The organism is Embleya sp. NPDC127516, assembly GCF_044765325.1.
In the GTDB taxonomy this organism is placed as follows: domain Bacteria; phylum Actinomycetota; class Actinomycetes; order Streptomycetales; family Streptomycetaceae; genus Embleya.
In genome coordinates this window covers 1-2,337 of sequence record NZ_JBIWJT010000094.1, presented here as the reverse complement: position 1 = coordinate 2,337, position 2,337 = coordinate 1, and the positions used below count along the sequence as shown (strand labels likewise).

Here is a 2,337-nt window from a genome sequence, read left to right as displayed (position 1 = left end):
CCTCGGACAACGTGATCGCCACAGCAGAAGGCCCCGAATGCGACATGACAACAGGGTACTTACTAACCCTCAGGATTTCTGGCGCATCACACTAGTGCTCTGACCGGGAAGGTTCGCCGGGTTGGTGGTCGGGGCGGTTGGATGGCGGTGACGTCCGTTCCGACCGCTGGAGGTGTGGTGGCCGAGCCTGTGCGAGTGCGCAGACTGACCGACCAGGAAGGGCAGAAGCTGCAGCAGATCGTCCGCCGGGGCAGTACCAGTTCCGTGCGCTACCGACGGGCGATGATGCTGCTCGCCTCCGCCGGCGGGAACCGCGTCCCGGTGATCGCCCAACTGGTCCAGGCCGACGAGGACACGGTGCGGGACGTGATCCACCGGTTCAACAAGATCGGCCTGGCCTGCCTGGACCCTCGATGGGCGGGAGGCCGTCCCCGCCTGCTCACCCCTGACGACGAAGACTTCATCATCCAGACGGCCACCACCCGTCCCACCAAGCTCGGCCAGCCCTTCACCCGCTGGTCGATCCGCAAACTCGCCGCCCACCTGCGCCGCGTACACGGCCGCATCATCCGTATCGGCCGCGAAGCCTTACGGTGCCTACTCCGGCGCCGCGGCATCACCTTCCAGCGCACCAAGACATGGAAAGAGTCCCCCGACCCCAAACGCGAGGCCAAGCTGGACCGCATCGAAGAGGTGCCGGAACGCTTCCCCGACCGGGTCTTCGCCTTCGACGAGTTCGGCCCCCTCGGGATCCGGCCCACCGCAGGCTCCTGCTGGGCGAAGCAGAGCAAGCCCGAACGGCTGCCGGCGACCTACCGCCGCACGCACGGCGTCACCTACTTCCACGGCTGCTACTCCGTCGGTGACGACCGTCTGTGGGGCGTCAACCGCCGCCGCAAGGGCACCGCCAACACCCTGGCCGCGCTGAAGTCGATCCGCGCCGCCCGACCCGACGGCGCCCCGATCTACATCATCCTGGACAACCTCTCCGCCCACACCGGCGCCGACATCCGCCGCCGGGCGAAGAAGAACAAGGTCGAACTGTGCTTCACCCCGACCTACGCCTCCTGGGCCAACCCGATCGAGGCCCACTTCGGACCGCTGCGCCAGTTCACCCTGGCCAACTCCGACCACCGCAGCCACCCCGCAGAGACCCGGGCCCTGCACCGCCACCTGCGCTGGCGCAACGCCAACGCCCGCCACCCCGACGTCCTGGCGGCCCAGCGCAAGGAACGCGCCCGTATCCGCAGCGAGAAAGGCATTCGCCGGGGCGGACGCCCTCCGACGGCCGCAGCCTGATCCAGACCGGCGAAGACTGGACACGCCCGCGAAGGCTCGAATCGGTGCGGTAGGGACCGGTTTGCTGCCGTCCCTGCTACGCAGCGCAGCCGAAAATCTCTTGCGGAGTCGTCTGAGCACTCGATACCCAGCATCGAGACGACAAGGAGCACAGGATGACGACCCGTCTGGGTTCATTGAACGAGTTCTGCTGGATGGACCTCAAAACCCGTGACTTGGCCAGCACCGCCACCTTCTTCTCGAAGACGCTGGGCTGGCGCTTCGCGGTGGACGAGAAGGACTGGCGAAAGGCCACCAAGATAGCCATCGACGGCCACCTGATCGGTGGCGTGAGCGACCTGGCGAACCCGGTCTACCCACCGGGAACACCCGCCCACATCGCCTACTACCTGGCAGTCGACAACGTCGACCGTCGCGCCGAAGTGGCGACGGTGAACGGCGCTCGTCTTGTCGTACCTCCCTTCGACGCGGGCGATCAGGGGCGCATGGCGACATTGATCGATCCGGTAGGTGCCGCCTTCTCGCTGTGGCAGCCGCGCAACTTCACCGGATGGCACTTCCCGTCCCACTTGGCGGGCGCCCCGCACCGCATGGTCCTGACGTGCGACCAGCCTGAGAAGGCCCGGCACTTCTACGACAGGACGACGGGGACCCCTCTGAACTGCGCCGATTTCATCGCTACACGTGGACCCAGTGCATCCGTTCCGCAGTGGGAACTTGCGGTCAACGTCGAGGATTTGGACAGCGTCGTCGTACGCGCACACGAACACGGCCATGACTTGGCCACGTGGTCCGAGAAAACCGGTCGTCGTGTTGTGCGGTTGAGCAGCCCGGAGGGACTGACATTCCTGGTTCGCTGCCTTGAGCAGTGACTCGGCCGTCGACCAGGCGCGGTGGTGGTGGGTCGCAGCCTGGACCAACCCGGCGGACCTATTCGGTCACAGCACTAGTGTGATGCGCCAGAAATCCTGAGGGTTAGTTCTGCTCTGTTTTCTGGCCGGTGGTTCCGACTTTGGTGAGGTAGTCGGCGAGGGAGTT

At 66.1% G+C, this 2,337-nt stretch carries 2 protein-coding genes; both read left to right on the top strand.

All coding sequences use genetic code 11. The annotated features are described in order from the left end of the window. Window positions 1-177 precede the first annotated feature (177 nt). Window positions 178-1,299 (top strand): IS630 family transposase, encoded by a 1,122-nt coding sequence (locus ACIRL2_RS51310; RefSeq protein WP_402242697.1) that lies wholly within the window; start codon window positions 178-180, stop codon window positions 1,297-1,299. A 155-nt stretch (window positions 1,300-1,454) separates the two neighbouring features. Continuing rightward, window positions 1,455-2,171: a VOC family protein gene (locus ACIRL2_RS51305; protein ID WP_402242696.1), complete on the top strand. Its 717-nt coding sequence runs from the start codon at window positions 1,455-1,457 to the stop codon at window positions 2,169-2,171. Window positions 2,172-2,337: the final 166 nt, after the last annotated feature.

Coding starts and splice junctions, on each gene's coding strand:
- ACIRL2_RS51305 (WP_402242696.1), top strand. CDS start 1,455: ATGACGACCCGTCTGGGTTCATTGAACGAGTTCTGCTGGATGGACCTC.